Raw genomic sequence first — 24,962 nt, 5'->3', positions numbered from 1 at the left:
CGCGGATTGAGGGCGAGCAGAAAATCCCGCGCCCACAACGTGTTAATCCTGATTAGTTCGCCACGCCCATATTGTTCAGTCGTGAAAGTTGGCCACTCAAAGCTCACGTAGTCGGAGCCGTGAGTGCAGACCCGATTCCACAACGCCTCCCATTCAGCGTGGGGGCCCGCCATTGCCAGTTCGTGCCGTAAGCGGAGCTGATCCATCGTCGGTAATTTCACTGGACACCCCCAAACGCGCACGCGCGCGAGGTAGGGTGAGTTGTCGGGCCCACCCCCGCCCCTCGACGTATCAAAACATCCATTTCGGATATAACCGCCGCAAACGCTATAACCGGGTCGTTGGCTTCATCGAACTGGAACGGATGCACGGCTCTGCGCAGCCCCATCAGCACTTCCGGCTCTTCGGGCGAAGACAGGTCCACGTCGACGCCGATCATCACCCAACCGTCGTTCAGTTCGCGGCAGGACCACTTGAGCAATGGTTTCATGAGCAATCCCCCACCAGCGGTACGACTTTGACGGTGACACCAGGCGTTGCGCTGAATCGCTTGCTGAGCGAGACGTTGACCACCTGAACGTCATCCTTGAACACGATGCCGTTGATGCCGTCGCAGATCGCTTTCAGCACGTTGTCGGCGTCGGGCTTCTTGGTGGGCATGACATCGCCGTCGAGGGCTGCAGCCGTTTTCTTCTTGGACCAGGACGCGGCCACGGCCACACGGATAGCCAGCTCCATCATCACTGGGCCGGCAATCAGTTCGCGGCCTTGCATGGCTTCGTGCGCGGCCATGGCGATTAGGGTTTCGTAGTTGGCGGTTTTCTTCGGCGTGAACATGCGTGCATGCCCGCCGATGGTGGTGACACGGGGCCTGCCCTTGCCGATGGCCTCACCTGGCACGAAGAACGACACGGGGTTGAGGTCAGTCATGTCCGGTGACTCCCGTAATTTTTGTATCGATCCGCCATGCTGGTGACCTTGGCGAGCGCGCTTTCTGGCTTCGGCGAATAATCCGCGTCCTCGTCGAACAGGTCAGGCGGTGCGCTATCGGCCTGGGCTACGAGTTCAATAAACCGGCTGTAAGCACCCTGGTACGACACGCGCACGGTGCAAGCCTGGATGCCACGGGCTGCGCCGATGATGATTTCGGCAATGCCGCGCTGCTGGGTGTTTGGCTCGTAGACCTCGTCGCGGTACACGAAGATGATCATGTCGGCGTCTTGCTCGATTGAGCCGGAGTCGCGCAGGTCAGACGGGATTGGGCGCTTGTTCGGGCGTTGCTCCAACTGGCGGTTGAGCTGCGACAGTGCGATGACAGGCACGTCCAGTTCCTTGGCGAGCAGCTTGAGCTGGCGGGTGATTTCGCTGATGCGCTGAACTGCGTTGGCGCGGGCGTCGTCCACGTCCACCAGGCCGATGTGGTCCACCACGATCAGGTCGAGACCGAAATTCATCTTCTGCCGGCGGGCAACTGAGCGGATACGGTTCACGGTCACGCCGCTGCGGTCGTACAGCTCGATGGCGGCGCCGTGGATCAGGTTGGAGGCTTCAAGCATCTGGGTCGGGTGAGTGCTGAGAGCCGACCCGTCCTTGAGCGCCTTGAGTGGGATGTTGCCCAGGGATGACAGGGATTTATCCATGAGCTCGCCGTGGGACATTTCCTGACTGAACACCAGCACGCGCTTGTCACTGCGTACTGCGACGTTGTCCACGATGTTCATTGCCAGGGTTGTTTTGCCCATCTTCGGGCGGCCGGCGATCACGATCAGTTGGCCGCCCTTCAAACCCATGATCTTGGCGTCGAGCGATGGAATACCGGTTGGCAGTCCATCCATCTGCCCGCCAAGGGCTTCGCGGCGCTCCAGTTCCTCGATGTGTTTGCGCACCGCTTCGCCGGCGGTGATGGTTTCCGATCCTGCGGAGCTGCTGCCGATGGCGTTGATTTCGGCCTGGGACTGCGTGATTTTGTCTTCGGTACCGGAATCACCCTGAGCGATTTCGTGGATGGCCTGGGCGGCGGTCATCAGGGCGCGGACGGTGCTGCGCTCCAGCACGGTGTTGGCGTATGCCCTGGCGTTGGCAGCGCTTGGAGTGTTGCGGTGCAGCTCAGCGCAGTAGGCCAGTGCTGAAACGTCTTCGGCCAAGTTGCCGATCTGCTCGGCCACGGTCAGGAAGTCAATCGGGGTGCCCTTGGCTTTCAGAACCTGGATGGCTTCGAACACAGAGCGGTTGTCGGCGAAGAAGAAATCCGAGGTCTTGAGATCCGCCGACAGGATGTCGATCAGCTCAGGTTTGATCAGCATTGCGCCCAGAACGGCATGCTCGGCTTCGAGGCTGTAGGGGTCACGCATGGTAATTACCCTCGATGACTTTCACGAAGTTGCTGGCGTTGATCAGCCAGTCGAACGTGGCGCGGAATGGTTTACCGCCATCGCGGCCAGCGGCGTTGCCCAGCAGGAATGGGGATTTTTTGACGTGCACGAAGTAATCGGCCCAGAACTGCAGGTCCTGGTGCACCGGGTTTTCACGCCAGCGGGCTTGCAGATGGCGACGGCGGGTGTCGTTGAGCTGGGAAACACTCGGGAGTTCGGGAAGGGCCTTGTGATACAGGTCGACAATGGCCTGGGCTGGGCACGATGGAACACGCGAATCGGGATTTTCAGAATCGTCGTTCTGGTCCGGTTGACGCCCAGCGTCGACGAGTGTCTTTTGATCTTTAATCCCTGTCCCTGTCCCTGTCCCTGTCCCTGTCCCTGTCCCTGTCTTAGCCGTGTCCTGTGCGTGACCTGTCACAGTGACAAGTTCGTGACCTGTCACGCCATCGTCATTGGATTTTATGAGGTCGTATTGAGACCTTAGCTCGGAGGTTGTCACGTTGTAAGGAAGGACGATTCCAGCAGCTCGAAGCCCTTCGAACATGCGCTTGCGATCCTCTCTCTCCCTTTGTTTACGGGACTTTTCGTTCTCTTTTATTTCGCGGTACTCGACGCGCTCAGCCCACGCTTCCATCGCCTTTTCGGTGACGACTGAGTGGTACAAGCGATCATCAGAACACTCGATAAATCCACGAAGCGCACCTACTTTTACCTTTTTCCAACCCTTAACATCACGACCAAAACCAGCGTAAGCAGCCAGCGCCGTGTCGGAATTTGGTAGAGAACCTGCGGGAATTTGGTTCCAAGACGCACACCAAAGCATCACGGCGGCGCGAAATTCTTCGCCAGTTGCCTCAATTGCTAGGTCGCTGTCGCGCAATCTGTTGACGTCAAGGGGCATAAACGGCATGCCGCGAAGGTCAACATCAGCTGAAATTGGTGGCTCAGGCCTCATGAGACTGGCTCCCATTGAACCGTGCAGCCAGCACCTGGTAGTAACGAACCATGTGGCGTTGCAGGGATTGGCGAAGCGCTGATTCAGGCACCGGCAGCACGGCAGTAGCCATGGCGGCGTAATCGGCGGCAGTGAATGGTTTGCGAGCGGCCATGATCAGTCCCATCCCAGCGGGCCGGGCCGCTTCTTCTCGGCCTTCAAACCGATTTCAGCCAGGGTTTCCAGCGAGTGCAGGTATGCAGGCGTAACGACGATGGCGGACTGGGGAACGACGCGCAGGCCCAGGAACGAAAGCACCTTGGCCCATCTTGCGTACTCGCCCTCATTCCAGCGGGACACGGTCGACTCACTCAACCCAGTTTCACGGGCTATCTCTTTCTGACCGACAGACAAAACCCGCTGCAAGATCAGGGTTTCCGTCTCCCGTGCGGTTTCATCGCCTTCTTGGCCTAATGAGTTCGTCGACATGGCTATGCAGCCTCAGAAGCGCCTGTGAAGCGCTCCGGGTAAAGGATGTGGATTTCAGTGATCTCCCCATCAAAAACCTGGCTCAGCTTCTCGGCCAAGGTGGTTGAGGCGCGTTGCACGCCGCGCTCTACGCGAGACAAGTTGCCGGAATCGATGGTGTCGCCGAGCTGAGCAAGACGTGCCGCGACATCGGCGAGCGTCCATTTCCTGGCGGTTCGTGCACGTTTTAAAGGAGTCATGGCGGGGCCCTGAATTGATTTCAAGGGTGATTCTGCGATTAGCGCAGATTTAAAGCAAACAAATTCTGCGCCTATCGCTTTGCGCACAACGCAGCAACACCGGAAAATCAGTTCATGGAAATAGGTCAGATCATCAGAACCGCGCGGAAGGCCAAAAAGCTTTCCCTCGAACAGCTCGCTAACCAGGTCGATTCGGACACGGGCAACCTGTCACGCCTGGAGCGAGGGCAGCAAGGCACTACGCCTGAGAAGCTCAAGCGGATCATGGACGTGCTTGGCATTAAACTGGCCCAGGCGGGCCAGGGAATGGACTCGCCCCAAGACAGTGGAATGTCGAATGTGCAGATGGCCCTGCAACCAAGCCGGGGCTCTAAGGAATATCCTTTGATCAGCTGGGTGATTGCTGGCGAATGGGCGGAGTCTTGCGACAACTTCCACCCAGGCGATGCGGAAACGTGGCTCGCCTCCACCGAGAACGCAGGTGAAAACGGCTTCTGGCTGGACGTTCGCGGGGATTCAATGACCTGTGCCGGAAACCCAAGCTTTCCAGAGGGGTCGCGCATCCTGGTGATGCCCGAAGCGGACCTGATCAGCGGCAAGTATTACGTGGTGAAGCTGGAAAACGGCGAAAGCACTTTTAAGCAGTACATAGAGGACGCGGGCTTGCGATACCTGCGCCCCCTCAACCCCAGCTATCGAACCATCCAGATTGATGGCGACTGCAAGGTCATAGGTCGCGTGATAGACACCAAGATGACCGGCCTATAACAACCAAGGGAGGACTCAGCACATGTATAGGACTATTTTTACTCTGATGGCAGCTGTCGCCCTTGCCGGCTGCGCCAACAGGGAGGCCATGACCTCAGGGATAGTTGGGTGCCCAGTCAATGAAGTCATCGTGACTAACATCGAGACTCAGCTAACAACCGGAACCTGGACCGCATCATGCCGCGGGAAAACGTTCCACTGCACGGCCACTGAAATAAACACAGTCTGCTCGCCGGAATTAAAAGGCTCTTAACAGTCTTCCCACCCGTTCCCAGATAAGCCCGCCAATGCGCGGGCTTTTTTGTGCCTGAATTTTATAATCTGCGCTTGACGCAGAAAGCAATCTGCGCATAATGCAATCCATGTTCTGCGATTAGCGCAGATTGACAGCCGCTCTTTAACAACCAGCTGCAACAAAGCGTCGACCGGGAAAGGCTTTGACGCATCGGGCGTGGGCGACTCCCACCCTGATGCGCCGTATAGACCTCGGTACGTCGGCGTGCAAGACAACGGAAATTTTCACTGATGCACCTGGCGACGGGTGCATTGGGAAAACAACCGGAGGAATACCCGATGAACGAAGCACAAACAGAAGCAACCGTTAAATGCGCTCGATGCCGCCAGCCTGTGGATAAGCCGATCTACCGAAACATCATTGATCAGGCCTACGACCCAGTTCGCCGCAAGAAGTATGTGCGCACCCAGAACCTGCCGTTCTGTAGCGAAGAGCATTACAGCCACGAGCAAATGAGCCGCGAAGGCTGACCGACCGCATCACCTCTGTCCATTCCACCGAGTGGGCAGACGGATGTAATCACCGCCCTGGAGGCACCATGGAACACGAAATAGTTGTTGAGGAGCTTGTCCTCCACGTGGAGGTTACCCACTGCGTGAATGAACCGCCCTGCCCTGGAAGCTGGAACAGCGACTGGGACGCCCAGGGCGAACGTGAGCTGGAATTCAACCTAGTGTCGGGCATCTGCTACGACGAAGACGGCGTCCGTATGGATGTGCCGGACTATCAACTGCCGGTGCTGGCTCACCAGCACGGGCCACAGATCACTTTGGCGCTGTGGGTTGAGATTGATGCCATCAAGCGCCGGCAACGGTGGGCAGCATGAGCAACCAACATCAGATCGCCGTGGACATGATTGATTCACGGTTTGCCCTGTTACAGGCCGGTGAAACGTCGGCGGTGGTGCACGCCGAAGCGAGCATGGCCGTGGAGCTGGCTTACTCGCTGGGTGCCATCGATATAGATGAACACCGGCATTACGTTGAACGCCGTGACCGCATCTATGCCAGACAGGCCGAAGCATTCGCGGCAGACATTCGGAGGTGTGCACCATGACGATCGTTTGTCGAACAGCCAAAGAGTTGAAAGAGGCCCTGCATAAGCGGGGCTTTTTCTTGGTCACTGATTTGCCGCGCCCTCTGCGGGTTGAGATTCGCCGCAGCATGCTGATTGCGAGGATGGCATGACCGCCCGCCAGCGTGACCGGCGGCGCGCCATCCGCTGGACCTCGGCCATCGTTGGCCTGACCTTCCTCACCATCGTTCTACTGGGACCCGCAATCGGCGGCCTGATCACTCAATAGGTAAACACCATGTCCACGAAACCAGAAGTGAACAACAAAATGTTGGGCCGCGACCTGTACCTGCGCCTCACTGATCCGACCGGCAAGCACGCCCCGGTCATCAACTGCCACCGCGTGTGGGATCGGGAGAAATTCCACGCTGCGCAGGTGAAGCTCTACGAACACCCCAAGAATGAGGACGACAAGCGCCTTGTTTCGATTGCTACCGAAGCCGAATGCCGCGCCGCCCGCGCCATCTAACTCCTTCCCCAACCCCCTTTAACTCCTTCAATGCTGCGCAAGTCGCGGCAAGGAAACTCTTGTGTCCGAATTAGTCATCAAGCCCACGTTTAGCCTGGCGCCGCAGAACCTCGACGAGGCGTTGAAGTTCGCCGACTACCTCGCCAACTCCGACATTGTCCCCAAGGACTTCCAGAAAAAGCCCGCCAACATCCTGGTGGCCGTGCAGTGGGGCATGGAGCTGGGCCTGCAACCGATGCAGGCCATGCAGAGCATCGCGGTCATTAACGGGCGCCCATCGCTTTGGGGTGACGCGGTGATCGCCCTGGTGCGCAGCTCGCCGCTATGTGAATACGTGTACGAGACCGACGACGGTAAAGCGGCCACTTGCCGGGTAAAGCGCGTCGGCGAAGATGAGCAGGTCCGCACGTTCAGCGTGGAAGATGCCACGGCGGCCGGGCTCAGCAACAAACAGGGTCCGTGGACTCAGTACCCGAAACGTATGCGCCAAATGCGCGCCCGGTCGTTTGCCCTGCGAGATGTGTTCCCCGACGTGCTGCGCGGCATGCCGATGGCCGAAGAGGTCCAGGACATCCCGACCGAGCGCGAGCTCAACCAGTCCCTGCCCCGCAAAACCGAAGAGCCCAAGGTGCTGCCGGCTTACCCCGACAGCAAGCTCGACGAGAACGCGGACAAGTGGCGCGCAATGATCGCTGCCAGCCGTACCAGTCCCGACCACCTGCTCACCAACCTGGTCAGCAAGTACACCGTCACCCCGGAGCAAGAAGAGCGCATCCGCGCCCTGGCCCCAATCGAAGGAGAAGCCACCAATGAAAGTGCATAACGTCCAGCAGGGCACGCCGGAATGGCTGGCCCTCCGCGCAAGTCACTTCACCGCCTCGGAGGCGCCCGCGATGATGGGCGCTTCGAAGTTCCAGACCCGCAACGATCTGCTGGCGATGAAAAAGACCGGCATTGTTCCGGACGTCACCCCGCAGCAACAGGCCGCGTTCGACCGTGGCCACGCCACCGAGGAAATGGCGCGCCCCCTGGCCGAGGAAGATATCGGCGAAGAGCTGTACCCAATCGTCGGCACCAGCGGCAACCTGCTGGCCTCGATGGATGGAGCCACGATGCTGGGTGACGTCCTGTTCGAACACAAACTGTGGTACGAGAAGGTCGCAACGCAGATCCGCGCCGGCGAGCTGGACCCGCACTATTACTGGCAGCTTGAGCAGCAGCTGCTGGTGAGCGGCGCCGAACGCGTGCTGTTCGTCTGCTCGGATGGCACCCGCGACAAGTACGTCAGCATGGAATACACCCCTGTACCGGGCCGCCGTGAAGCACTGATCGCCGGTTGGGCCCAGTTCGAACAGGACCTGGGCGAATTCGTCCCCCAGGAAACCAAGGTCGAAGCAATCGGCGCAGCCCCTGATCAACTGCCAGCGCTGCGCATCGACGTCACGGGCATGGTTACCGCCAGCAACTTGGACGCCTTCAAGTCGCACGCCCTGACCGTTATCAGCAACATCAGTACCGAGCTGAAAACGGACAAGGACTTTGCTGATGCTGACGCCACGGTCCAGTGGTGCGGCGAAGTCGAGGACAAGCTCAAGGCAGCGAAAGAACACGCCCTGAGCCAAACCGAGAGCATCGACGTGCTGTTCAAGGCGATTGATGACATCACGGCCGAGACCAAGCGCAAGCGCCTGGAACTGGAAAAGCTGATCAAGGCGCGCAAGGAAATGATCCGCAGCGATATCGTCATGGATGCGGCCAAGGCCCTGCAGGACCATATCGACCAGATCAATGGAACGCTGGGTGGCCGTATTCGCATGCCGCGTGTGGCTTCTGACTTTGCAGGCGCCATCAAGGGCAAGCGCACCATCGACAGCCTGAGGGAAGCGGCCGATGCCGAGCTGGCACGGGCGAAGATCGAGGCCAGCCGGATCGCCGATGGCATCCGAGTCAACCAAGCCAGCCTGAACGAGCTGGCAGGTGACCACAAGTTCCTGTTCCAGGACTTCCAGGATTTGGCCCTCAAGGCAAATGATGACCTGGTGGCGTTGATCAAGGTCCAGATCAACGAGTACAGCCAGCAACAGGCCGAACTCAAGCGCCAGGAAGAAGAAAAGGCGCAGCAGTTAGCAGCCCAACAGCAGCAGCAGGTTGTTGAGCCGGGTGTTGAGCAGCAGGCAGTGCAGACGATTGAACCCGCACCGCAGGCTGGCGAACAGGTTTTGGTTGCTACACCAGCCACGGCTACGGTCGCGGTCATCGCTCACGCCAATGCCGACGATGGCCGGCACTTCAAGCTTGGAGACCTGAGCGACCGCCTCGGCTTTGTCGTGTCGGCCAGCTTCATGAGTTCGCTGGGCTTCGAAGCGGCTGCCCGTGAGCGTGGCGCAACGCTGTACCGGGAATGCGACTTCTCGCGCATCTGTGCCGCCCTGGTCAATCACATCCAGGCAGTACAGGCCCAACTGGCAGCAGCCTGATGGCTGCCCAGTCCATCCTCGACATCTACGACAGTGTCGAGGAGTTCGCTTCCATCCTGGTCGCCGCTGAGCTGCACGCCAGCGGGGAGTGGGAACTGGAATTCGTCGAGAACATCCGCGCCAGCTTCAAACGTTACGGCGCCCATACCAATCTGAGCCCGGCTCAACAATCGAAGCTTGAGCGAATCGCCAAGCACTGAGGAATGCCCATGAAACTTGAACACCGAGCCATTATTGAGCGCGCACAACTCCACGGCTGCATGCCTTCGGAAATCGCCAGCGAGTTGCTGGAGCATGATTTGATCAACATGGTTATCGATCAGATCCCGAACTTTGGTGATTGGAGCGAGAACACCCAACAGCTGACCATCGAGCGCGTGACGCTCGGGGTTAAAGATGCGGTCAACGTGGCAATACGCACCATTGCAGCCAAAGGTGTGATCACTATCCCGCTCACCGTCCAGGATGCGAAATTCAAACCGAAGGCCATCACGATCGCGGCGTCGATCGACGTGGGCGACCCCAATGGTGTGGCCCTGTCTAGGGTGGCCGGTAAGCTGTGCCTGTTGGCGCTAGCACCAAACGAATATGGCGATGGAATCGACGCCATCCATCCAGATCGCGACCAGAAGGACTTGCCCCTGCATGTCAGCGACCTGACCGGCAGCCTGTTCGAACACCAGGCTACAGGCCCGGACGAACCGGACGGTGAGAGCCAGCTGGGCACAGCCGAAGAACTGGCGCAGCGCACTGGTGGCGCTGGCAACGCTGGTGCTGACCTTGAAAAAGAGTTCGGCGACTTCACCTACGACGATGCCAAGCAGCTGATCGTTCTCAAGGCCAACAAGAAGGCGTTCAAGGGCCACTGGGTGCAAAGCCGCCTGGCCATCGACAGCGACAAGACAGCCACCCTGCTGCTACGCCTGCTCGATGACAAGGTGCTTGAAATCGAAACCGAGGGTGAATCGGCCTTTGACCACAGCTTCAAGGTCATCGCCACGCTGGAAGAAGTCGTCTAACCCAACCCGCAACACCATCAGGCGCCTACGGGCGCCTTTCTCTCGCCCAAAGGAAAGTGCCCCATGAACCTGCTGACCCCGTACGACACCGAAACCACCGGCCTGCCGCTGTTCCGCGAACCAAACGACGATCCGCGCCAGCCCCACCTGGTAGACATCTGCATTCTGGCCTACGACGCCAACGGCGCCCTGGTCGATTCCTTCGAGGCGATGGTGCGTCCTGATGGCTGGGTGATCCCCGCCGACGTGACCGCGATCCACGGCATCACCAACGAAATGGCAATGGACTTGGGCATCAGTGAGGCGGAAGCGCTGGATGGCTTCATGGCCATTCACGACCGCGCCGGCCTGCGCATTGCCCACAACATCGCCTTTGATGACCGGATCATGCGCATTGCCCTGTCACGGTACCGGGGCAAGGAAGCGGCCGACGCCTTCAAGGCTACGCCCGGCTACTGCACCTGCCAGTCGAGCAAGAACATTGTTCAGTGCCCGCCGACGCCCAAGATGATCGCCGCCGGATTCGGCAAGCAGTTCAAGGTTCCTACCGTAGCCGAGGCCCTGCGCCACTTCACCGGTGAAGAGCTGGTCGGTGGCCACCGCGCGCGGCCCGACACCGAGGCCTGCGCCCGCGTGTACTTCGCCATGAACCCGCCTGCTCAGGTGGCTTAATTCTGCTGGCGCCCCGCGTGGGCGCCCTTGAGGTATCCATGAACTCAACAGCACTCAAGGCGCTGGCGGATGCGTTTGATCGCCAGTTCCAGGCGCCCGCGCCGAAATCAAAGCTTCTCCCACCAATCGTGGCCAACGAGCCGCTTCCCGAACTGGTCATTACCGGCCCTATAAACCGCGTCATGCAATTGCAGGGCAGGCGTTGGGCCGTGGAGTTCGTCCAGGCGCTGGGCGCATCGATCCGGCGCGAGCCCGTACGGACAAAGGCCATTGCCGACCTGACTCGGTACGCCGTGCAGCAACCGGCCAGCGTGGCCAGCGGCGTGAAGATCGTTATCGATATGTTGAGGGGGGGCGTGATGATACTCGACCCTTGCTGCGGCTCCCGGATGTTCTGGTTTGACAAGGGCGACCAGCGCGCCCTGTTCGGCGACATCCGCGATGAAGAGCATGTGCTGTGTGATGGCCGGGTGCTGAAGGTTGAGCCGGACGTGATCATGGACTTCCGGCACCTGCCCTTCCCTGATGCCAGCTTCAACATGGTGGTGTTCGATCCACCGCACCTGGTGCGCGCCGGCCGCGAAAGCTGGTTGCGTTTGAAGTACGGCATCCTCACAGACGACTGGCGGGATGATCTCCGCAAAGGCTTCTCCGAGTGCTTCCGTGTTCTGCGGCCCGGCCAGTTCCTGATCTTCAAGTGGAACGAGACCCAGATCCGGGTCAGCGAAATCCTGGCGCTTACCGACGAGCAGCCGCTGTTTGGCCACAAGTCCGGCAAGCGCGAGAAAACGCACTGGATCAGCTTCATGAAGCAACCCTAACCCCAATCCCCCTACATGCCTGCCGGTGAGCGGCGGGCGAGGTTGATAGTGAGTGTTTCTGCGTAGAGCATGGCTTGCATATCGAGGAGTTGAAGAAAGAGCGCGACACCCTGCGTGCGCTGATGGCCGAGCGGGATGCATTGCTCACTGACTTAGGCGTAGAGCCTGATGGGGTGAGCGATGTTTACCAGCGGTTACTGCTCAACGCTGAGCGTTACGAATACCTGCGTGAACACATGGCCGTAGAGAATTTCCCTTCTCCACATCCTGAATGGTCGCAGCCTTCCGAATACGAAAGTCGCCGTATCGACGACATGTGCGACGCCGCCCTATCCACCACCGCAAAGCCGGAGGCTGATCATGAGTGAAGTTAAGCGTTACCACGTAACTGAGGCCGGTCTCGTTGAGGGTCAGGCCCTTGGCCGAATCAACGTGGTGCTGGGGGCTGATCACGATCGGGTGACCGCCGATGCTGAACGGCTACGCGCTGAGCTTGAGTGTTCGCGCGGTGACTTTGCGCAGCTGGAGCGAATCAGTGAAGCCCTGCAACAGCGCCTGACCGCAGCGGATGAGCGGGCGGATGTGCTGGAGACTGCACTTTCGGGCATGTTGTTCGCGTTCGATGACGGCGTGGGCCGAGAATGGTCTGAGGAACTTCTCGACTTCGCCCGCAAGTTGACGACCGCCAGGGGGTTTAAGGCCGCACTCAAGCCAGCAGAGGGTGGTGGCGATGAGTGAATATTCTGAACGTTACAACGCGCTGCCAGATGATCAGCGCTTCATGATCAATGCCATGTTGATTGAGGCCGAAATCAGGATCATCGAAGCGGAAAAGAAACGCATGCTTTCGGAGTACCGGCGGGCGATCAAGGCGCACAACGCCCGAATCAAAAACATGCAGCACCACCTGCGGGGCATCAAGCCATGAAATCCCAACTCCCCGCCTACTGCTGGTGCCTGATGGCACTAGCACAACTGATTTGCTGAGGTGATTTATGACGAATGAACAAGTGCAGCTGCTGGCCCTGATCTACGCGGCAAACGCTCGCGTTGTAGGGATGCAGGCGGCGAACCAGCAGCGCGCGCATCAAGGTGATTCTGTCGCCTACACCGAGGATCACTTTCAAGACGAAGCTAACCATCTTGAACACCTTTCCGTACAGGCGATCAACTCATGACCACCAACCAAACGATTGACGGCGTGCCGCGCGAGCTGCTGGAGCGTATTGCGACCGAAGCAAATCACATGCTTGGCTTCACCTATGCGGCGAACTACGACGAATGCCGAACAGCTGTAGATGAGCTGCGCGCCCTGCTGGATGCGCCCGTAAAAAGTTTTGCTCAGACAGCAAGTGAATCGGCTTACTGCCAGAAAGTGCCATCCGCAAAGCCCCTGGGCGATCCGGTGGCGCCGTTCGGGTATTGGCTCTCACCAAAGGATCAGCCTGCACTGGGAAGGTTCCACCGGGTCACGTCTGACGATGCGATCATCGACAGTGATTCAGTGGTGAGTTACTTCGATATTACTGCGCTCTACGCCGAAAAGCCCGCGCCGGTAGCGGTGGTGCTGCCGGAGCGCACTTTGTTTGAAGCTGCTTACGAGCGTGGTGACTTCTACGTTGAAGAGCGGCGCCAGTCCGTAATATATCAAGACTATCGCAAGCACCAAGCCTGGACTGTTTGGCAAGTCCGGGCCCGCCTCAACACCAAGTAACCCCCCCACTATCAAGCCTAAACAATCCACCCGGCAACGGCGTGGCGAGGTATCCCTATGAACACTGCGCGCACCGACGAGCAACAAGCGAAGCACATCGAGTACATCAAACTCCCCGAGGTCCGCAAAATCTCGGGGCTCAGCACCACCAGCATTTACCGCATGGCGGTGGCTGGCGACTTTCCCAAGCAGCGCAAGCTTGGCGTCAAGGCCGTGGCCTGGGTGCGCGCCGAGGTTGAGCAATGGGCGGCATCGCGCACGGTGGCCGGTCAGACGCCAGTCGCCACCGAGTCCAAGTAATCCGCCCACTCCTGCATCATCACCCGCCTCTGCTCCACGTACTCGGCATGGTTGTAAGACCTGCGCACCTGACTCCCGCTGGCGTGCGATAGCTGTGCCTCGATCCAATCCGCGTTGTACCCCATCTCGTTTAAGGCTGTAGATATCGTTGCACGGATACCGTGCCCGGTGAGCCTCCCCTCGTACCCCATGCGTTTCAGTGCTGAATTGACCGTGCCGTTACTGATCGGCTGTCGTGGATCATTGCGACCCGCGATCAGCAGGCGGTAACCGCCGGTCAACTGGTGCACCTTGCGCATTTCTTCGACCGCCTGCCGCGACAGTGGCACCAGATACGGCGGCACTTCATCCTCCTTTGATTGCCTGCGAACCCTTTTTTTAAGCTGCTTTACCGCGTCCGGCGGAATCGACCACAACCCGGCCTCAAGATCAATATGCGCCACCAGCGCGTTGCGCAACTCAGTGGTGCGCACGCCCGTCAGGAACAGAATGCGAATAGCGCATCTGACGTACGCCGCTGTTGTCGAAGCCTCAAGCGTGCGAAAGAACTCGGCCAGCTCGCTGCGCACAAGCATTGGGTTATGCCTCACCGGCGGCTCAGGCTGGGCTACGATGTCTAGGTCCGAGGCCGGGTTGATGTCCAGGTATCCGGAGACCATACCGTAACGGAAAATCTCGTTCAGCCAAGAGCGGCACTTGCGGGCCGAATTGAGCGATCCGCGCTTTTCAATCCTGCGCAGCGCCGCCAGTACATCGGCCCGTTTCACGTCAGCTATCGGAATCTTGCCCAGGGCAGGGATCAGATCCTTGTCCAAGTAGAACCGGGCCTGCACCGAGCCGCCGCGAACCGCCGCAGCCATGCGGGGCGCCTTGAAGGCATGCCATTCATTGGCGACAGCCTCAAACGTGTGCAGAGCCTGCGCCGCTGCTTCGTCCTTCTCGGCTCGACGCTGGGCGCGCGGGTCTATGCCCTTTGCCACCAACGCACGCGCTTGGTCTCGCAGCTCGCGGGCTTCCTTGAGGGTTATTTCTGGATAGGTGCCGAGGGAATAGCGCGGCTGCTTGCCGAGCCAGGAGAATCGGAAGTGCCACGACTTCGTGCCGTTGTTGGCAACGAACAATGACAGGCCGCTGGCGTCCGTGAGCGAGAAGTCCTTGTCGGCCGGCTTGGCCTGGCGAACAGCGGTATCAGTGAGGGTCATTTAGTACATCGCCTGAGCAATCGAATTAGCATGTGCTGCGCAATGTACTAAAAATATCGGGAAGATGTGGGAAGATGTGAAAAGAGGCGGGAATAAGAAAGCCGCTTAAAGCGGCTTCTTATTTGGTTCGGTGGGAATGCTTGGTAAAGCGTGGGAAGTTAGCACTGTGCCCGAGACAGGAATCGAACCTGCGACCTTCGCGTTACGAGTGCGCTGCTCTACCGGCTGAGCTACACGGGCAGTGGGCTAAAGCTAGCACCGCATTGGGCGGGCAGCAACTAACTCGCATGCCGCCCAGCAGCCGCTAGGCCCCGTCGGCGCCGCAGCCCTTGGCGATGTATTGCGCATCAGCCGTAGTGGCACACTTCCAGCCCGTGGTGGCGCTGCGCGTCAAGGTGATGGTCTTGCCTTGCACGGGCGCCGGTGCATCGAGGATTTCACAGCTGATGGAACCGACGCCAGTCGCCACATCGCCTGCCACGTCAATCTTGCAATTGGCGGTGGGGCTGTTGCCACCGATCAAGGCCAGGGTCGGCACGGTGCCTTGGTTGAAGGTATCTTCGAAACCGGCCTTCAACGCGGAGATTTCAGCCAACCCCGCCGTGAACTTGGCCTTGGCCTGGTTATTGGTGTACATGGGCAAACCGATGGTTGCCAAAATGCCGATGATTGCCACGACGATCAACAATTCGATCAAGGTAAAGCCTTTCTGACGCATCACATTCACTCTCCAGATATAGAACCCATACCAAGGCGCGTCCTGCGCCTCGCGTTGTGCAACGGCGCCAGTGTACTCATCCGTGGGCAACCAATCGCGTGCAAGACGCACAATCTGACATTTTATCCTTCGCCACCGGCCTGTCCGAATCCATGACCTGACTAAGCTATAAATCTTCAACCACCCGCGTGCGGAAACGTGACATGAATGACGCTGCAACGATCTACGCCTGGGAAGGCATCAACCGCAAAGGGCGCAGGGTGTCCGGGCAAACCGTCGGCCATGACCTGGCGCTGATCAAGGCGCAGTTGCGCCAACAAGGAATCTTCCCCGGCCGCGTGCGCAAGAAAACCACGCGCCTGCCGAGCTTCGCCCCGCCGATAAAACCCGCCGATATTGCGCTGTTCACTCGCCAACTGGCGACTTTGCTGAAGGCTGGCATACCGCTGCTGCAAGCCTTCGACATTATCCGCGAAGGCTTCGACAACCGCCTGATGCGCGAACTGGTAAAGGGTTTGAAACAGGAAATCGCTGCCGGCAACAACCTGGCGGCGGCACTGCGCAAGCAACCGCGTTACTTCGATGACCTGTATTGCAACCTGGTGGCTGCCGGGGAACAAGCCGGCGCCCTGGAAACCCTGCTGGAGCGGGTGGCGGTGCACCTGGAAAAAAGCCAACAGCTCAAGGCGCGAATCAAAAAGGCCATGACCTACCCCATCGCGGTGATCGTGGTCGCGTGCGTGGTCAGCAGCATCCTGCTGATTCATGTAGTGCCGCAGTTCCAGATCCTGTTTGCCGGGGTCGACGGCAAACTCCCCGGGTTTACCTTGGCCGTCATCGTCCTGTCCGAATTCCTGCAGCAGGCCTGGTGGATGCTCGTGCTGGGCCTGGGCGCTACATTTGCAAGCTTGCGCCAGGCCTACCGAGCCTCTCCTGGTTTTCGCCACTGGCTGGACGCAGGTTTGTTGAACACGCCCCTGGCAGGCACACTGCTGAAAAAAACCGCCGTCGCCCGTTATGCCCGCACACTCTCGACCACCTTCGCAGCAGGTGTGCCTTTGGTGCAGGCGCTGGACTCGGTAGCAGGCGCGGTGGGCAATGGGTTGTTCAAACAGGCGATCGAGCATATGCGTCACGATGTATCCACAGGCATGCAGTTGCATCAATCCATGGCCGGCAGAGGGCTGTTTCCCAGTATGGCGATCCAGATGACCGCGATCGGTGAAGAGTCAGGCACGCTGGACCGCATGCTGGAAAAAGTCGCCAATCACTTTGAGTCAGACGTGGAAAATCTGGTCGACAACCTCACCAGCCTGATGGAGCCACTGATCATGGTGGTACTGGGCGGCATTGTCGGCGCGTTAGTCATCGCCATGTACCTGCCGGTGTTCCAATTGGGGTCGGCATTTTGAGCCTGCTGCTGAGCGAGCAACCTTGGGTCTTCGTTGGGATGGCGCTGGTACTGGGCTTGATCGTCGGCAGTTTCCTCAACGTGCTGGTGTGGCGCCTGCCGAAGATGCTCGAGCGCGAATGGCGCGCCCAGGCCCAAGAGGTGCTCGGCTTACCTGCCGACCCGGCGGGCCCAACTTACAACTTGATGCACCCCAATTCCTGCTGCCCGCAATGCAAACAGCCGATTCGCCCGTGGGAAAATATCCCGCTGCTCAGCTATCTGCTGCTCAGAGGGCGCTGCGCCCAATGTCGTGAGCCGATCGGTGCGCGCTACCCCTTCACGGAGCTTGCCTGCGCGCTGATCTCGGCGACGGTCGCCTGGCATTTCGGCTTCGGCTGGCAAGCAGGTGCGGTGATGTTGCTGAGCTGGGGGTTGCTGGCGATGAGCCTGATCGATGTGGATCATCAACTGCTGCCCGACGTTCTGGTGCTGCCGCTGTTATGGCTGGGGTTGATCCTCAACAGTGCCGACATGCTGGCGACGCTGCCCGATGCGCTATGGGGCGCGGTGATCGGCTATATGAGCCTGTGGACGGTGTTCTGGCTGTTCAAGATGATCACCGGCAAGGACGGCATGGGCTATGGCGACTTCAAGTTATTGGCCCTGCTCGGCGCCTGGGGTGGTTGGCAGATCCTGCCGATGACGCTGCTGATGTCATCGCTGCTCGGGGTGCTCGCCGGGTTGATCCTGATGCGCTTGCGCAAGCCCCAGGCGTCGTTACCGATGCCGTTTGGTCCGTGCCTGGCGATTGCCGGCTGGATTGCATTGCTCTGGGGTGGTCAAATAACCGACTTCTATTTGCAGTCTGTCGGTTTCAGATGACCACTTCTGTTGCAACACCTTGGATTCTTGGCCTCACCGGCGGCATCGGCAGCGGTAAAAGCGCGGCCGCCCAGCACTTTGTCGACCTGGGCATTGACCTGGTCGACGCCGACCATGCCGCCCGCTGGGTGGTCGAACCCGGCCGGCCGGCCCTGGCGCGCATCGCTGAGCACTTCGGTGCAGGCGTGCTGCTGCCCGACGGCCAATTGGACCGCGCGGCGTTGCGCAACCTGATCTTTGAGGTGCCCGAAGAGCGCCGCTGGCTGGAAGCCCTGCTGCACCCGCTGATCGGTGAGGAAATTCGCAGCCACCTGGCCCGCGCTCGGTCGCCTTACGCGATCCTGGTATCACCGCTGCTGATCGAATCCGGCCAGAACAGCATGACCCAGCGCATCCTGGTGATCGACGTGCCGCAATCACTGCAGATTCAGCGTACCCTGCAGCGCGACGGCATCAGCGAACAGCAGGTGCAGGCGATTCTGAAGGCTCAGTCCAGCCGTGAAGACCGCCTGAACCATGCCGATGACGTGCTGGTCAATGACCAGGACCTTGCCTGGCTGCACAGCGAGGTCGAGCGACTGCACCACTTTTACCTTACTTTGCGTGGAGGCCGATCATGAGCCAACCTAAGACCGTCGACTGCCCAACCTGCGGTGCACCCGTGGAATGGAAAACAGACAACGCCAACCGGCCGTTCTGCTCGGACCGTTGCAAACTTATCGACCTGGGCGCCTGGGCGTCGGAAGAGCACAAGATTCCGGTCAGCCCGGATGCCGAGGACGACCTGTTCTCCGAAGACCTGCCGCCGCGCCACTAAGGCCGCATAAAGGCGTATTCCTGCTGGTCGTCGAGGTTCTCTGCAAGGTATTGCAGCTCGTCGGCCAAGTCTTCAAAACTGCGTACGCCCTTGCTCTGCTGCACCACCGCACTGAGCATGGCGCGCAGGGTCAAGCCTGGGTCAAAACCGATTTCCTGTGCAGCGTCCTGACTTCTGCGCAACTCCTGCCGTGCCCATTCGTACACACTCATGCCTAAAGCCCCTTCAAGATTTTCGCAAAGCATGGGCCTGCGCAGGTGCCCGGGATTTGATCTGGATCAACGCCGCGAATCGTCATCCTTCCACGGCGCCGACAAGTAGCGCGTGCGGTTAAAGGTCTCCAACCATTCAGGGCAGAACACCACCAGGGCGCTGACGACCATGCCGTTGATAAAGGCTTCGGGGAAGATGATCAGCCACAGGTAACCGACAAAATCCTCCAGCCATTCCGGCATTGCGAAACGGCCGTCGAACCACAGCAGGCCCAATGCGGCCAACAGGCAGAGCAGCGCCGACAGCGCGGCGGCAAAAAAACCCGAGCAGAAGATATACACAAAGGGATTGCGTGGTTGCGCCCGCTCAACCAGCACGGCGCAGGCCTCCGTGACCAGCACCGGCAACACAATCAGCAGCAGACCGTTGATGCCGACGGCGGCCAAGTCCTGGCGCCCCAGCAGCACCAGACCGAACTGCGAAGCCAACCCGCCGACGATTGCCAGAGGCCAATCGAGCAGCAGGGTCACAGCGGTCATGCCAATAAAATGGTAAGAAACGCCCGTATCAAAATCCCGCCGCACCAGCCACAACATGAACAGCGCAAACACCGTACCGAACAGCAGATGCTGGCGCCGTCGGTCGGCAAACAGCTCAACCCAGGGTGAGCGCAGGATTGCCCACATCACCACCGGCGCATACAACAGCCAGCCGACGCTGAGGGTTTCCGGCGCCAGCACGGCGGCGCTGATCACGGCTTCACCTGCTCCAGGGCCTGGCGCAGTTCAGCGGCTGAGCTGTATTCGTGTTGCGCGACCAGCTTGCCGCTATCGAGTTGCAGCCACAGCACTTTATCCACAGCCCCCGGATAACGCGGGGCGATACGCGCGTCACGGTCGAGCATGACCAGGTAGTTGTAGGCTTGCATGGCCGGCACGGCGAACAGCTTGGCGACCAGCCGGGGCATGCGCTGGATATCCGCAACAAACACCGCATGCCGCGCTTCGAGGTAGCCCTTGGGCTGGCCTTGCAACGCCGCGTCTAGCAACTTGGCGGCGTCCATGCTGCGAGCTACCAGCAGAATCTGTGCCTGATCATCCAGGGTGTAGGCTTGGTCGAACTGGTCGAGCAAGGTCCACGGCGCCACGCGCTCACCCACCTCGACGGCTTGGGCCCACAACGGTAAAAGGCTTAGAAACAGCACTGCGAAAAACTTCACTGCTTACTCCTTGGTTTGGATGATGGTCGAGTAGCCAGTCTACACCGGCCTTTTAAAGCAAGACTTCCTGTGGTCATCATTTGAACGCTAAGCTGCAAATATGGATGACTCAGATTATTTGCGCCTGCTCACCGTAGCGGCCGAACAAGCCAATGCGTTCCTGTCCAATGCCCGCAAATGGGAGCGTGAGCGTTGGGTCTGCCAGCGCCTGCTGCAAGGCTTGAATGTGCCCTACCGCGCCGAAGAGTTTCATGCCGCCGGTCAAGAGCCGCCGGATGTGCTGTTTCGCGACGCCAGTTTTGAGGTGTTTTTCGTGCTGGATGAAGGCCGACGCCTGAACGACGAATGGCGCGATGAACTGCTGCGCCGACGCAGTGCATTTTCCCTGAGCCAACTGGTACGCCGCGAGGCCAAGCCGCGGCGCATTCCGGCCCATGAGTTCCTACTGCGCCTGGCACCGACGCTGCGCAAAAAAGCGCATAACTACAAAGAGCGCGGTATGGACCTGGGCGAGTTAGACCTCATCGCCTTCACCAGCCTCAAACGCGAAGTGCTGGACCTCAACAGCCACTTCCCGCCCCCCACCGAATACCTGCGCCAGGGCTGGCGCTCGTTGTCCCTGGTAGGGCCGACCTTTGCCCGGGTACTGTTCGCCCACCCCGACGCACCGGATTTCTTGCGCAACAACCTGGGGCGCAGCATAGTATTCGACGTGGGCATCAGCTTGTGACTCGGGTACAGGCTACGCTTGTGGCAATACCGCCAACCCCCTGACTGTAACGTGGCGCCCTTTTGCAACGTCTATCTGACGAGGCCTTTATGACCAGCCGCCTGAACCCCGATGACCAACAGCATGTCGAAGAGTACCTGCAACTCTCCCAGAACCAAGTCGAGCGCAAGCCTTTCCGGCCGTGGCTGCTCCTTGGTGTGGTGCTGGTAGTGGTGATCGGGCTCGGTCTGCTGAGCCGCCTTTTGAGTTACCTGACGCTATGAGCTGCCTGGCGCTCGCGGGGGTAACTGCTCCGATTTCTTTTAGCCTTGCGAGATATCCCCATGACCCATCGTATTATTATCGTCGGCGGCGGCGCCGGCGGCCTGGAGTTGGCTACCCGCCTGGGTAAGACTCTGGGCAAGCGCGGCACCGCCAGCATCACGCTGGTGGACGCCAACCTGACCCATATCTGGAAGCCGCTGCTGCATGAAGTGGCGGCCGGTTCGCTGAATTCTTCGGAAGACGAACTCAATTATGTCGCCCAAGCCAAATGGAACCACTTCGAGTTCCAGCTGGGGCGCATGAGCGGGCTTGACCGTGAAAAGAAGAAAATCCAGCTGGCCGCCACCCTTGATGAAGAAGGCCGCGAACTGGTGCCTGGGCGCGTGCTGGGCTACGACAGCCTGGTGATCGCGGTCGGTAGCACCACCAATGACTTCGGCACCGAAGGCGCGGCGCAACACTGCCTGTTCCTCGACACGCGCAAACAAGCCGAGCGCTTTCACCAGCAGTTGCTCAACCACTATCTGCGCGCCCATGCCGGGCAGACCGATACCATTGAGCAGATCAGCGTCGCCATCGTCGGTGCCGGTGCCACCGGTGTTGAGCTCGCCGCCGAGCTGCATAACGCCGCCCATGAGCTGGCGGCGTATGGCCTGGACCGGATCAAACCGGAAAACATGCACATCACCCTGATCGAGGCCGGCCCACGGGTATTGCCTGCGCTGCCGGAGCGAATTGGCGGGCCGGTGCATAAAACCCTGGAGAAACTCGGCGTCACCGTGCTGACCAACTCAGCGGTCAGCGAAGTGACCGCCGACGCGCTGATCACCAGCAGCGGCCAGGTCATCCCTGCCAGCCTGAAGGTGTGGGCCGCCGGGATTCGCGCGCCAGGTTTCCTCAAGGATATCGATGGCCTGGAAACCAACCGCATCAACCAGCTTCAAGTGCTCCCAACGCTGCAGACCACTCGCGACGAGAACATCTTCGCCTTTGGCGACTGCGCCGCCTGCCCGCAACCGGGCACCGACCGCAATGTGCCACCACGCGCCCAGGCCGCTCACCAGCAGGCTTCGTTGCTGGCCAAGTCGCTGAAGCTGCGCATTGAAGGCAAGGACCTGCCGTCCTACAAGTACACCGACTACGGTTCGCTGATCTCGCTGTCGCGGTTCTCCGCGGTGGGTAACTTGATGGGCAATTTGACTGGCAGCGTGATGCTCGAAGGCTGGCTGGCGCGGATGTTCTATGTGTCGCTGTACCGCATGCACCAGATGGCGCTGTACGGTTTTTTCCGCACGGCGATGCTGATACTGGGCAGCAAGATTGGGCGCGGGACTGAGCCTCGGCTCAAGCTGCACTGATCGACTGAACGGCCACAAAAAAATCCCCCTATCGAGCGATAGGGGGATTTTTTATTGGGCTAACTCTGCTGGTAGAACTCGGCCATATAGTCGACAAACGCTCGCACCTTGGGCGCCAGATGCCGGGACTGTGGATAAAGGGCGTAGTAGTGCCGCTCGCCCAATGAGCAATTGGGCAGAATGCGCACAAGCTGGCCTAGCGCCAAATCATTGTGCACGGTGGCCTGGGTGAAGCACGCAATGCCCGCCCCCGCCAACGTGGCCGCGTGCAGCGCGCTGATAGTGTTGGTACTGAACCGCCCCGACGGCGTGACGTTGACTACAGCGCCGCGTGCCGCGTTCAGCTGCCAATCCGACGACGCCCCCACAAAGCTCAGCAAGTGATGCTTGTCGAGCTCCTGGGCCGAACGCGGTAAACCATGACGGCCGATGTAGCCCGGCGAAGCCACCAGAACCTGACTGGAAACCGTCAACGTGCGTGCAATCAGCGACGTGTCCGCCAAGGCGCTGGAGATGCGTATCGCGACATCAAACCCATCGGCAACCAAATCGACGAATTGATCATCGCAACACAGTTGCAGCTCAATATCGGGATAGCGCCGCTGAAAACCCGGCAGCCAGTGCGGCAGATCCAAGGTCCCCACCACCAGCGGCACACTGACTCTCAGCACGCCTTCAGGGCGTTGGTGCCCATGGGCGATGGCTTGGGATGCGGCGTCGAGACGGTCGAGGATATCCACGCACGCAGCGTAGTACTGCTCCCCGGCCGCCGTCAGACTGAAGCGCCGCGTGTTGCGGTTGATCAGCTGGGCGCCCAGCTCAATCTCCAACTGCTGCAACTGCCGGGAAATCGTCGAGTGCGTGGTGTCCAGGCGCTCTGCTGCGGCAGAAAAGCCTTTTGCGTCAACGATGCACCGAAAGGCGCGCATGGCGGATAACTGGTTCATGCAACAGGCGGTCCCTGCGGGTTTTGGGGAATCAGTTAACCGGCAACGCGATAATTTGCGAGGTGGTCAGCACCGAGCCGAAAGTGTCTTCAATTTCCGCCAGCGCCGAGTTGTGCAACTCATCCTTGGTTACCGAATGGCCATCGGCGCGGGTAATCGCCCGGGTGGCACTGGCATCGGATGCTACCACAACGTCATAACCCAACGGCGCGGCGTCCCGGGCGGCGCCGGCGACACAGGCGTGGGTCATCAGGCCACTGATAATCAGAGTCTTGACGCCGGCCTTCTTTAATTGCGCATCCAGGTCAGTGCTGGCGAATACGCTGACGGTGGTCTTCTGCACGAGCGTGTCTTGCGCACGCGGCTTCATCAGCGGGTGAAAATCAACGGTCTTGCCGTTCTTGGCGAATACCGCCGCGCCATCAGGGGCGATGTGCTGCACGTGAATGACCTGGATTTTTTCTTTGTCAGCGAATTTGATCAGGCGCTGGGTGTTTTCCAGAGCCTTCATGCCGTCCGGGATCGGCATGCGGCCGGTGAAGTATTCATTCTGGAAGTCGATTACCAGCAGGGCGGTGGTTTTCGGGTCCAGGCGTTCTGTGGGTTTGGCACCCAACATGGCGCGAATGGTGGGCTGCTGATTCGCGGCGGTGTCGGCGGCGACCGCGTAGTGGCCGAACCCCATCATCATGCCGAGGCCCACCAGTGTGGACTTGAGCATGGCAGGTAATGAGCGGACGGGATGAGTGGCAATAGCGAGGGTCATGGTGCGAGTTCCTGAGGTGAGTAAATTGACGAGACCCAGTCTAGGAGCCCGTCATCACCGCACCAACGCACTAATCAGCACAATATTTGTTTGGAATTCGCACAAGCAGGCTAACCAACGGGCAAAAAAAATCCCCGTATCTTTCGATACGAGGATTTTTAATATGGTCGGGGTAAGGGGATTCGAACTCCTGACATCCTGCTCCCAAAGCAGGCGCGCTACCGGACTGCGCTATACCCCGGTAAAAAAAAGGCGACCTTTCAGTCGCCTTCTTCGATCAGTGCTTTTGGCCTCTGATCTTAAGATTCGATTCCAGCGTTAACTGGTCTCAAAAATGGTGGGTCGTGTGGGATTCGAACCTACGACCAATTGGTTAAAAGCCAACTGCTCTACCAACTGAGCTAACGACCCAAAAATGGTCGGGGTAAGGGGATTCGAACTCCTGACATCCTGCTCCCAAAGCAGGCGCGCTACCGGACTGCGCTATACCCCGGTTTTGAAATTGGCTCCGTGACCAGGACTCGAACCTGGGACCCAATGATTAACAGTCATTTGCTCTACCGACTGAGCTATCACGGAACTACATATTTCAAATGTACAACTTTTACCGCTTTGTAACCTTCTCTTCGACCCGTCCGTATCGCTACGTTCATGTCTCTGAGGCGCGCTATTCTACAATCTTAAAAACCCCTGTCAACCCTTTAAATTGCTTTTAAGACAATGATTTGCGCTTCTTTCTGATTTCTTCTTGGGGAGAAGAAACCCGTGGGCTGACGTTGCTGCGGGGCGCACTTTACAAGCCTTTGC

General features: G+C 59.3%; 38 protein-coding genes and 5 tRNA genes. 24 read left to right on the top strand and 19 right to left on the bottom strand.

Features of this window, described 5'->3' with window-relative positions; translation table 11 throughout:
* Positions 1-217: 217 nt before the first annotated feature.
* From K0P33_RS05390 to K0P33_RS05360, 7 genes are read right to left on the bottom strand one after another with little or no spacing between them, the layout of a single operon-like run.
* Positions 218-490, bottom strand: coding sequence for a hypothetical protein (locus K0P33_RS05390; protein WP_242154361.1), 273 nt, complete (start codon positions 488-490; stop codon positions 218-220).
* Positions 487-930, bottom strand: coding sequence for a RusA family crossover junction endodeoxyribonuclease (locus tag K0P33_RS05385; protein WP_242154359.1), 444 nt, complete (start codon positions 928-930; stop codon positions 487-489). Before K0P33_RS05385 ends, K0P33_RS05390 begins: the two co-directional genes overlap by 4 nt.
* Entirely contained in the window at positions 927-2,351 is a 1,425-nt protein-coding gene (dnaB, locus tag K0P33_RS05380; protein WP_242154357.1) for a replicative DNA helicase, read from the bottom strand. Before dnaB ends, K0P33_RS05385 begins: the two co-directional genes overlap by 4 nt.
* Entirely contained in the window at positions 2,344-3,276 is a 933-nt protein-coding gene (locus K0P33_RS05375; RefSeq protein ID WP_242154355.1) for a DUF1376 domain-containing protein, read from the bottom strand. The genes dnaB and K0P33_RS05375 overlap by 8 nt, the downstream gene beginning before the upstream one ends.
* A 43-nt stretch (positions 3,277-3,319) precedes the next feature.
* On the bottom strand, positions 3,320-3,484 hold the full coding sequence (locus K0P33_RS05370; protein WP_242154353.1) for a hypothetical protein: 165 nt from the start codon (positions 3,482-3,484) through the stop codon (positions 3,320-3,322).
* Between the two features lie 2 nt (positions 3,485-3,486).
* Entirely contained in the window at positions 3,487-3,798 is a 312-nt protein-coding gene (locus K0P33_RS05365) for a transposase family protein (protein ID WP_223513920.1), read from the bottom strand.
* A 2-nt stretch (positions 3,799-3,800) separates the two neighbouring features.
* Positions 3,801-4,037: a helix-turn-helix transcriptional regulator gene (locus K0P33_RS05360; RefSeq protein WP_242154351.1), complete on the bottom strand. Its 237-nt coding sequence runs from the start codon at positions 4,035-4,037 to the stop codon at positions 3,801-3,803.
* Positions 4,038-4,151: 114 nt separating this feature from the next.
* Here K0P33_RS05360 and K0P33_RS05355 point away from each other — a divergent pair, with 114 nt between their 5' ends.
* The 17 genes from K0P33_RS05355 (at position 4,152) to K0P33_RS05275 (ending at position 13,646) form a co-directional block, all read left to right on the top strand.
* On the top strand, positions 4,152-4,805 hold the full coding sequence (locus K0P33_RS05355) for an XRE family transcriptional regulator (protein ID WP_242154350.1): 654 nt from the start codon (positions 4,152-4,154) through the stop codon (positions 4,803-4,805).
* 525 nt (positions 4,806-5,330) lie between these two features.
* Complete coding sequence (locus K0P33_RS05350; protein WP_242154348.1) at positions 5,331-5,570, top strand: hypothetical protein; 240 nt, start codon at positions 5,331-5,333, stop codon at positions 5,568-5,570.
* A gap of 68 nt (positions 5,571-5,638) precedes the next feature.
* Positions 5,639-5,926 (top strand): hypothetical protein, encoded by a 288-nt coding sequence (locus K0P33_RS05345; protein ID WP_242154346.1) that lies wholly within the window; start codon positions 5,639-5,641, stop codon positions 5,924-5,926.
* Complete coding sequence (locus K0P33_RS05340; protein ID WP_242154344.1) at positions 5,923-6,156, top strand: hypothetical protein; 234 nt, start codon at positions 5,923-5,925, stop codon at positions 6,154-6,156. The genes K0P33_RS05345 and K0P33_RS05340 overlap by 4 nt, the downstream gene beginning before the upstream one ends.
* Positions 6,157-6,412: 256 nt before the next feature.
* Positions 6,413-6,643 carry a hypothetical protein gene (locus K0P33_RS05335; RefSeq protein ID WP_242154342.1) on the top strand — a complete coding sequence of 77 codons (231 nt, stop codon included), beginning with the start codon at positions 6,413-6,415 and terminating at the stop codon, positions 6,641-6,643.
* Positions 6,644-6,704: 61 nt separating this feature from the next.
* Positions 6,705-7,466 (top strand): recombinase RecT, encoded by a 762-nt coding sequence (locus tag K0P33_RS05330; RefSeq protein ID WP_242154340.1) that lies wholly within the window; start codon positions 6,705-6,707, stop codon positions 7,464-7,466.
* Positions 7,453-9,120, top strand: a complete 1,668-nt coding sequence (locus K0P33_RS05325) for a YqaJ viral recombinase family protein (RefSeq protein ID WP_242154337.1) — start codon at positions 7,453-7,455, stop codon at positions 9,118-9,120. Before K0P33_RS05330 ends, K0P33_RS05325 begins: the two co-directional genes overlap by 14 nt.
* Positions 9,120-9,320 (top strand): hypothetical protein, encoded by a 201-nt coding sequence (locus K0P33_RS05320; RefSeq protein WP_242154335.1) that lies wholly within the window; start codon positions 9,120-9,122, stop codon positions 9,318-9,320. The genes K0P33_RS05325 and K0P33_RS05320 overlap by 1 nt, the downstream gene beginning before the upstream one ends.
* Before the next feature lie 9 nt (positions 9,321-9,329).
* The gene (locus K0P33_RS05315) at positions 9,330-10,139 is read left to right on the top strand and encodes a DNA translocase FtsK (RefSeq protein ID WP_242154332.1); all 810 of its coding nucleotides are present in this window, start codon (positions 9,330-9,332) and stop codon (positions 10,137-10,139) included.
* 63 nt (positions 10,140-10,202) lie between these two features.
* Positions 10,203-10,811, top strand: coding sequence for a 3'-5' exonuclease (locus K0P33_RS05310; protein ID WP_242154331.1), 609 nt, complete (start codon positions 10,203-10,205; stop codon positions 10,809-10,811).
* 359 nt (positions 10,812-11,170) lie between these two features.
* Positions 11,171-11,632, top strand: coding sequence for a class I SAM-dependent methyltransferase (locus K0P33_RS05305; protein ID WP_242155997.1), 462 nt, complete (start codon positions 11,171-11,173; stop codon positions 11,630-11,632).
* Between the two features lie 74 nt (positions 11,633-11,706).
* Positions 11,707-12,000 (top strand): hypothetical protein, encoded by a 294-nt coding sequence (locus K0P33_RS05300; RefSeq protein ID WP_242154329.1) that lies wholly within the window; start codon positions 11,707-11,709, stop codon positions 11,998-12,000.
* Entirely contained in the window at positions 11,993-12,370 is a 378-nt protein-coding gene (locus K0P33_RS05295; RefSeq protein WP_242154327.1) for a hypothetical protein, read from the top strand. The genes K0P33_RS05300 and K0P33_RS05295 overlap by 8 nt, the downstream gene beginning before the upstream one ends.
* Positions 12,357-12,560, top strand: coding sequence for a hypothetical protein (locus tag K0P33_RS05290; protein WP_242154325.1), 204 nt, complete (start codon positions 12,357-12,359; stop codon positions 12,558-12,560). Before K0P33_RS05295 ends, K0P33_RS05290 begins: the two co-directional genes overlap by 14 nt.
* A 67-nt stretch (positions 12,561-12,627) precedes the next feature.
* Complete coding sequence (locus K0P33_RS05285) at positions 12,628-12,810, top strand: hypothetical protein (RefSeq protein WP_242154323.1); 183 nt, start codon at positions 12,628-12,630, stop codon at positions 12,808-12,810.
* A complete protein-coding gene (locus K0P33_RS05280; protein WP_242154321.1) occupies positions 12,807-13,346 on the top strand; it encodes a hypothetical protein in 540 nt (179 codons plus the stop codon). The genes K0P33_RS05285 and K0P33_RS05280 overlap by 4 nt, the downstream gene beginning before the upstream one ends.
* Before the next feature lie 57 nt (positions 13,347-13,403).
* The gene (locus K0P33_RS05275; protein ID WP_242154319.1) at positions 13,404-13,646 is read left to right on the top strand and encodes an AlpA family transcriptional regulator; all 243 of its coding nucleotides are present in this window, start codon (positions 13,404-13,406) and stop codon (positions 13,644-13,646) included.
* Here K0P33_RS05275 and K0P33_RS05270 read toward each other — a convergent pair.
* The 3 genes from K0P33_RS05270 to K0P33_RS05260 all read right to left on the bottom strand — a co-directional run bounded on the left by K0P33_RS05270 (position 13,616) and on the right by K0P33_RS05260 (position 15,566).
* A complete protein-coding gene (locus K0P33_RS05270; RefSeq protein ID WP_242154317.1) occupies positions 13,616-14,848 on the bottom strand; it encodes an integrase arm-type DNA-binding domain-containing protein in 1,233 nt (410 codons plus the stop codon). The two genes, K0P33_RS05275 and K0P33_RS05270, sit on opposite strands and share 31 nt — an antisense overlap.
* A 167-nt stretch (positions 14,849-15,015) precedes the next feature.
* Positions 15,016-15,088, bottom strand: a tRNA-Thr gene (locus K0P33_RS05265).
* A gap of 64 nt (positions 15,089-15,152) precedes the next feature.
* Positions 15,153-15,566, bottom strand: coding sequence for a pilin (locus tag K0P33_RS05260; RefSeq protein ID WP_277933795.1), 414 nt, complete (start codon positions 15,564-15,566; stop codon positions 15,153-15,155).
* Between the two features lie 203 nt (positions 15,567-15,769).
* On the opposite strand from K0P33_RS05260, the gene K0P33_RS05255 reads away from it, so the two are divergent.
* Genes K0P33_RS05255 through yacG form a run of 4 tightly spaced genes read left to right on the top strand, consistent with a single transcriptional unit; the run spans position 15,770 to position 18,658 of the window.
* Positions 15,770-16,978, top strand: a complete 1,209-nt coding sequence (locus K0P33_RS05255) for a type II secretion system F family protein (protein WP_242154314.1) — start codon at positions 15,770-15,772, stop codon at positions 16,976-16,978.
* Complete coding sequence (locus tag K0P33_RS05250; protein WP_277933789.1) at positions 16,975-17,841, top strand: A24 family peptidase; 867 nt, start codon at positions 16,975-16,977, stop codon at positions 17,839-17,841. The genes K0P33_RS05255 and K0P33_RS05250 overlap by 4 nt, the downstream gene beginning before the upstream one ends.
* Positions 17,838-18,461, top strand: a complete 624-nt coding sequence (gene coaE / locus K0P33_RS05245; protein ID WP_094948944.1) for a dephospho-CoA kinase — start codon at positions 17,838-17,840, stop codon at positions 18,459-18,461. Before K0P33_RS05250 ends, coaE begins: the two co-directional genes overlap by 4 nt.
* Positions 18,458-18,658: a DNA gyrase inhibitor YacG gene (yacG, locus tag K0P33_RS05240; protein WP_094948943.1), complete on the top strand. Its 201-nt coding sequence runs from the start codon at positions 18,458-18,460 to the stop codon at positions 18,656-18,658. Before coaE ends, yacG begins: the two co-directional genes overlap by 4 nt.
* On the opposite strand, the gene K0P33_RS05235 is transcribed toward yacG, so the two are convergent.
* The 3 genes from K0P33_RS05235 to K0P33_RS05225 form a co-directional block, all read right to left on the bottom strand.
* On the bottom strand, positions 18,655-18,870 hold the full coding sequence (locus tag K0P33_RS05235) for a hypothetical protein (protein ID WP_003171680.1): 216 nt from the start codon (positions 18,868-18,870) through the stop codon (positions 18,655-18,657). The two genes, yacG and K0P33_RS05235, sit on opposite strands and share 4 nt — an antisense overlap.
* A 66-nt stretch (positions 18,871-18,936) precedes the next feature.
* Positions 18,937-19,626: an energy-coupling factor ABC transporter permease gene (locus tag K0P33_RS05230; RefSeq protein ID WP_242154312.1), complete on the bottom strand. Its 690-nt coding sequence runs from the start codon at positions 19,624-19,626 to the stop codon at positions 18,937-18,939.
* Positions 19,623-20,090, bottom strand: a complete 468-nt coding sequence (locus tag K0P33_RS05225) for an FAD/FMN-containing dehydrogenase (RefSeq protein ID WP_242154311.1) — start codon at positions 20,088-20,090, stop codon at positions 19,623-19,625. The genes K0P33_RS05230 and K0P33_RS05225 overlap by 4 nt, the downstream gene beginning before the upstream one ends.
* A gap of 100 nt (positions 20,091-20,190) precedes the next feature.
* On the opposite strand from K0P33_RS05225, the gene K0P33_RS05220 reads away from it, so the two are divergent.
* From K0P33_RS05220 to K0P33_RS05210, 3 genes are all read left to right on the top strand, one after another.
* On the top strand, positions 20,191-20,820 hold the full coding sequence (locus K0P33_RS05220) for a DUF1780 domain-containing protein (RefSeq protein ID WP_083360208.1): 630 nt from the start codon (positions 20,191-20,193) through the stop codon (positions 20,818-20,820).
* An 89-nt stretch (positions 20,821-20,909) separates the two neighbouring features.
* Positions 20,910-21,083: a DUF3094 family protein gene (locus K0P33_RS05215; protein ID WP_048724181.1), complete on the top strand. Its 174-nt coding sequence runs from the start codon at positions 20,910-20,912 to the stop codon at positions 21,081-21,083.
* 60 nt (positions 21,084-21,143) lie between these two features.
* A complete protein-coding gene (locus K0P33_RS05210) occupies positions 21,144-22,442 on the top strand; it encodes an NAD(P)/FAD-dependent oxidoreductase (protein WP_242154309.1) in 1,299 nt (432 codons plus the stop codon).
* A 59-nt stretch (positions 22,443-22,501) separates the two neighbouring features.
* Here the strand turns inward: K0P33_RS05210 and K0P33_RS05205 are convergent, their stop codons facing one another.
* The 6 genes from K0P33_RS05205 to K0P33_RS05180 form a co-directional block, all read right to left on the bottom strand.
* Positions 22,502-23,389, bottom strand: a complete 888-nt coding sequence (locus K0P33_RS05205; RefSeq protein ID WP_242154307.1) for a LysR family transcriptional regulator — start codon at positions 23,387-23,389, stop codon at positions 22,502-22,504.
* A gap of 31 nt (positions 23,390-23,420) precedes the next feature.
* Positions 23,421-24,155: a cysteine hydrolase family protein gene (locus K0P33_RS05200; protein WP_094948940.1), complete on the bottom strand. Its 735-nt coding sequence runs from the start codon at positions 24,153-24,155 to the stop codon at positions 23,421-23,423.
* A 164-nt stretch (positions 24,156-24,319) separates the two neighbouring features.
* A tRNA-Pro gene (locus tag K0P33_RS05195) sits at positions 24,320-24,396 on the bottom strand.
* A 94-nt stretch (positions 24,397-24,490) separates the two neighbouring features.
* Positions 24,491-24,566, bottom strand: a tRNA-Lys gene (locus K0P33_RS05190).
* Positions 24,567-24,571: 5 nt separating this feature from the next.
* A tRNA-Pro gene (locus K0P33_RS05185) sits at positions 24,572-24,648 on the bottom strand.
* Between the two features lie 10 nt (positions 24,649-24,658).
* Positions 24,659-24,734, bottom strand: a tRNA-Asn gene (locus K0P33_RS05180).
* Between the last annotated feature and the right edge of the window lie 228 nt (positions 24,735-24,962).

It is taken from the genome of Pseudomonas sp. ArH3a (assembly GCF_022648765.1).
Classification (GTDB): Bacteria; Pseudomonadota; Gammaproteobacteria; order Pseudomonadales; family Pseudomonadaceae; genus Aquipseudomonas.
This window is presented reverse-complemented; position numbering and strand designations above follow the sequence as displayed.